The organism is Actinosynnema sp. NPDC059335 (genome assembly GCF_042752395.1).
In the GTDB taxonomy this organism is placed as follows: Bacteria; Actinomycetota; Actinomycetes; order Mycobacteriales; family Pseudonocardiaceae; genus Actinosynnema.
In genome coordinates, this window is record NZ_JBHYXZ010000149.1 from 1 (window position 1) to 5,234 (window position 5,234).

Annotated in this window: 3 protein-coding genes; all 3 read left to right on the forward strand. The window is 76.1% G+C overall.

Annotation, left to right across the window (positions count from 1 at the left end; translation table 11 throughout):
- Window positions 1–2,525: amino acid adenylation domain-containing protein (locus tag ACFXGA_RS32520; protein WP_378094609.1), on the forward strand; the 2,525-nt coding region annotated here is incomplete at its 5' end.
- Between the two features lies 1 nt (window position 2,526).
- Window positions 2,527–4,314 carry a carbamoyltransferase gene (locus ACFXGA_RS32525; protein ID WP_378094611.1) on the forward strand — a complete coding sequence of 596 codons (1,788 nt, stop codon included), beginning with the start codon at window positions 2,527–2,529 and terminating at the stop codon, window positions 4,312–4,314.
- On the forward strand, window positions 4,307–5,234 hold a 928-nt coding region (locus ACFXGA_RS32530), incomplete at its 3' end, for a condensation domain-containing protein (protein WP_378094613.1). The genes ACFXGA_RS32525 and ACFXGA_RS32530, both read left to right, overlap by 8 nt.

A 5,234-nucleotide genomic window follows, 5' to 3' on the forward strand; every position in this document is an offset into this window, starting at 1 on the left:
CCGGGGCGCTCCCGGGGGCCGGGGACCGGGGGCCCGCGGTGCGGCGGGCGCGGGCCCGCGCCTGGCCGGACCTGCCGGCCGTGCGGTCGGGCGACGGGACGTTGACGTTCGCCGAGCTGGACGCGCGGGCCGAGCGGCTGGCCCGTCGCCTGGTGGCCGCGGGCGCGCGGCGCGGCGACGTGGTGGGCCTGCACCTGCGGCCCGGTCCGGACGCGGCGATCGCGGTGTGGGCGGTGTGGCTGGCCGGCGGCGCGTTCCTGCCGCTGGACCCGGACCTGCCGCCGGCACGCCTCGCGGTGATGACCGAGGACGCCGCGCCGGCGTTGGTGGTCTCGCGCGAGACCGTGCCGGGCGCGTGGCCGACCGTGTCCCCGGACGGGGACGACGTCCCGGACGTGGCGCTGCCCCGCGTCGGGCCGCGCGACCTGGCGTACGTGATGTTCACGTCCGGCTCGACGGGCCGGCCCAAGGGCGTGATGGTCGACCACGGCAACCTCGCCAACTACGCCGAGAACCTGCTCCTGCCGCGCATGCGGCGGGCCGGGCTCGCCGCCGGCTCGAACGCCCGCGTGGTGACCGGCACCTCGGCGTTCATCTCCGACTTCTTCCTGACCCAGGTCCTGCCGCTGCTGGACGGCCACCAGCTCGTGGTGGTCTCCGGGGCCGAGGGCCGCGACCCGCGCCGACTGGTCGAGCTGGCGCAGGACCCGCACCGGGCGGTGGACGTGGTCGACGTGACCCTGTCCCAGGTCCAGCTCATGGTCGAGGCCGGCCTGCTGGACGCGCCGCACCCGCCGAAGCTGATCGCGGCCGGCGGCGAGGCGTTCCCGCCCGACCTGTGGCGGGAGCTGCGCGCCCACCCGGACGTGGTGTCGCACAACATGTACGGCCCCGCCGAGGCGACCGTGGACGCCGCGTTCGCCGACCTCGCCGCGCACGGCGCGCCGGTGATCGGCCGACCCCACGGCAACGCCCGGGTTTACCTGGTGGACGAGGCCCTGGAGTGGGTGCCGCCGGGCGCGGTCGGGGAGATCGTCATCGGCGGTCCGGGCGTGGGCCGCGGTTACGTGAACCGCCCGGCCGCCACGGCGGCGGTGTTCGTGCCCGACCCGTGGGGCGAGCCGGGCGGCCGGCTCTACCGGACGGGCGACCTGGGCCGGTACACGGCGGACGGGCAGATCGAGTTCCTGGGTCGCAACGACCACCAGGTCAAGATCCAGGGCCAGCGCGTCGAGCCGGAAGAGGTCGAGGCGGCGCTGCGCACCCATCCCGCGGTGCACGCGGCGGCGGTCACCGCGCACCGGTTCGGCGACGGGCAGCTCCGGCTGGTCGCGCACCTGGTCGCGGCCACCGCTCCCGACCGCGACGAACTGCGCGACCACCTGGCCGGCCGCCTGCCGGCCGCCGCGATCCCCTCGGTGTTCGTCCTGCTGGACGAGCTGCCGACGACCGTCGGCGGCAAGGTCGACCGCACGGCGCTGACCCCGCCCGACGACGTCGAGCCGCACCGCGAGGTGGTGGCGCCGCGCACGGAGACCGAACGGCGCGTCGCCGACGCCTGGCGGGCCGTGCTCGGGGTCTCCCGCATCGGCGTGCACGACGACTTCTTCGCCCTGGGCGGCCACTCGCTGCTCGCCATCCGGCTCACCCTGCGGCTGGGCCGCGACCTGGCGACCGAAATCCCGCTCGCCGACCTCTACACCGCGCCCACCGTCGCCGAGCAGGCCCGGCGGATCGACGCCCGGTCGTCCCACCGAGGGCAGACCGGGAAGGCCGTGGTGCCGCTGGGTGGCGCGCGGGGTGCGCGGCCGCTGGTCCTGGTCCACCCCATCGGCGGCACGCTGTTCGGCTACCGCGACCTGCTCGGCGAGGTGGCGGCCGACTTCGAGGCGTTCGGCGTGCAGGGCCGGATCGGCGACGCGGACTCCGGCGCGACCGACCTCGCCGCGCTGGCCCGGCGCTACGCCGACGAGCTGGTCCCGGTGCTCGGCGACCGGGAACCGGTGGTCGCGGGCTGGTCCGCGGGCGGCGTCATCGCCCACGAACTGGCCCGTGCGCTGACCGACCGGGGCGTCGCGGTCCACCGGCTGGTCCTGGTCGACTCCGACCCGCGACCGGTCGACGCGGACGCCGACGCCGCCGCGCTCGACGCGCTGCGCCGCGAGGTCGCCGAGCACGGACCGGAGCCGCTGCTGCGGTCCGACGACGCCGACCGGCTCTTCGCCACCCTCGGCGTGGACCCGGCGGACGTGGCCGAACTGGACGGTCCCACCGCCGCCGCGCTGATCGCCTTCTGGCGCGACGTGCTCACCGGGCTCGCGGCCCACCGCCCGGCCCCGTTCACGGGCGCCACCGACCTGGTCGTGGCCGGCCGGGACGACGGCGTCGTCGCCGCGTGGCGCGGGCTGACCGGCCCCCTCGGGGTCACCCACGCCGACGGCGACCACTTCCGGCTGCTGCGCCGCCCCCACGTGAAGGCGGTCGCCGACGCCCTCCGCGGCTCCACCGCACAGACAGGAGATTGACGTGCTGGTCCTCGGTATCAGTGGACTCGATCGGGCCGCCGCGCTCAAGAAGCAGATGATGCCCGGCCTCGACTGGCGCGAGCAGCGCCTGGTGCAGGGCCTGGACTCGGCCGCCGCGCTGGTGGACGAGAACGGCGTCATCGCGGCCTCCGCGCAGGAGCGGCACGACGGCGACAAGGGCACCGGCGCGTTCCCCGCGGACGCCGTCGAGGCGTGCCTGCGCATCGCCGGCGCGACGATGGACGACGTCGACCTCGTCGCGCACGGCTTCCGCTACGAGCCGTCGCCCGCCTTCGAGCTGGACGGCTTCCTGCGCCGCTGGTACCAGGAGGTCTACCGCGAGGAGGTCCAGCGCGAGGTGCTGGCCGCGCACTACCCGGACCAGGACTGGGCGCGCAAGCTCGTCCGGGTCCCGCACCACCTGGCGCACGCGGCGAGCAGCTACCACCTCAGCGGGTTCGACGACGCGCTGGTGCTGGTGGCCGACGGCATGGGCGAAGCGGAGTCGACCTCCCTGTTCCGGGGGCGCGGCGGCACGCTGGAGACCCTGCGCACGTACCCGATCGGCAGCTCGCTCGGCATCCTCTACAGCGTCGTCACCCAGTACCTCGGCTTCCTGCCCGGCATGGACGAGTACAAGGTGATGGGGCTCGCGCCCTACGGCGACCCCGGCGCGTTCCCCGGCGTCGAGCTGGTCGTCCGGCGGCCGAGCGGCGCGCTGTCCGTGCCGCTGCTGGCCCGGGACCGCACGCCCGAGGAGCGCGAGACCCACAGCGGCGCGATCCGCGCCCTGGAGGAGCTCTTCGGTCCGGCCCGCCACCCCGACGCCCCCGTCACCCAGCGGCACATGGACATCGCGTCGGTCCTGCAGCGGGCGATCGAGGAGGGGTTGCTGTTCGTGCTGACCGAGGGGGTGGCCGGCGCGGACGCGCCCCGGCGGCTGTGCATGGCGGGCGGTGTCGCGCTCAACTGCACGGCCAACGGCCTGATCAGCCGCAGCGGCCTGTTCGACCGGGTCTTCGTGCAGCCCGCGGCGGGCGACGACGGCACCGCCCTCGGCGCGGCCCTGCACGTGCTGCGCGAGCACGTGCCCGCGTCGCCCCGGCCGATGGGCATGCCGTACTGGGGCGAGGAGTTCGGCGACGCCGACATCGAGGCGGCGCTGGGCGCCCTCGGCCCCGGGCACCAGGTGCGCCACCTGCCCGGCGACGCGCTGCTCAAGGAGACCTCCGTGCTGATCGGCTCCGGCGCGGTCGTCGCCTGGTACCAGGGGCGCATGGAGTTCGGGCCGCGGGCGCTGGGCAACCGCAGCATCCTGGCCGACCCCACCGCGCCGGACATGCGGGCGCACCTGAACACGGTGGTCAAGCAGCGCGAGGAGTTCCGGCCGTTCGCGCCCGCGGTGCCCGTCGAGGACGCGGGCGAGTACTTCGAGATCGAGCCCGGCCGCGAGGCCCAGTACCGGCACATGCTGTTCGTGACCCAGGTGCGCGAGAAGTACCGCGACCTGCTGCCGTCCATCACCCACGTCGACGGCTCGGCCCGGGTCCAGGTCGTGGACCGGGAGTCCGCGCCGCGCTTCCACGCCCTGATCCGGCGGTTCGGCGACGACCACGGCACCCCGGTCATCCTCAACACCTCGTTCAACCTGCGCGGCCAGCCGATCGTCCGCACGCCGCTGGAAGCCGTCGCCACCTACGCGCGCTCCACCATGGACGCGCTGGCGATCGGCGACTGGCTCGTCGTGCGCGACCCCGCGACGGCCGGGACCGGGGGCTCGGATGACTGAGCACCCCGACGGCCTGCGCGACGCCCTCGCCGGGATCTGGTGCGCCACGCTCGGCGTCGACCACGTCGACCCGGGTGACGACTTCTTCGCGGCGGGCGGCGACTCCGGCATGGCCGTGGAGACCGCGATCAGCCTGCGCGCCCTCACCGGCGCGGAGCTGGACCTGGACCTGCTGTACCAGTACCCGGAGTTCGGCCGGCTGCTCGCGTTCCTGGCCGACCCCCGGCCGGGGCGCGAGGAGCGGCCGCTGACCCCGGCCGAGGAACGGCTCTGGTTCGCCGAGCGGCTGCACCCCGGCACGCCCCAGTACCACCTGGCCGCGCTCTACCGGTTCACCGGCCGCATCGACATCCCGCGGCTGCGGACCGCGCTGGACGCCCTGGTCGCCCGCCACGACGCCCTGCGCCGCGGCTTCGAGGCGCCGGGCCGGGCGGTCACGGCGGCCAACGCGGGCGTGTCGTGCCGCTGGCTGGACGCCGTCGGCCTGCCCGAGGACACCCTGCGCGCCCTGATCGACGAGCACGCCCGCCGCCCGTTCGACCTGGCCGACCCGCCGCTGCTGCGCGCGCTGGCCGTCGAACGCGGCGACGAGGGCGACCTGCTGCTGCTCACCGTGCACCACCTGGTGTGCGACGGCGCGTCGCTGGCGATCCTGGAGGACGACCTGGGCCGCCTCTACACCGAAGGCGTCCCCGACTCCCCGGCCACCGCGCCGCGCGCCGACGCCGGCGCCGCGCCGTCCCGGCTGGTCGACCCGGACGAGTCCCGCGCCTACTGGCGGCGCGTGCTGGCCGGGTGCCCGCGCGGCATCGCCCTGCCGCACGACCTGCCGCGGCCCGACGGGCCCGGCCGCGAAGGCGGCGTGCACCCGCTCGTCTGCGAGGACGACCACCGGGCGGGGCTGTCCGGCCAGATAGACC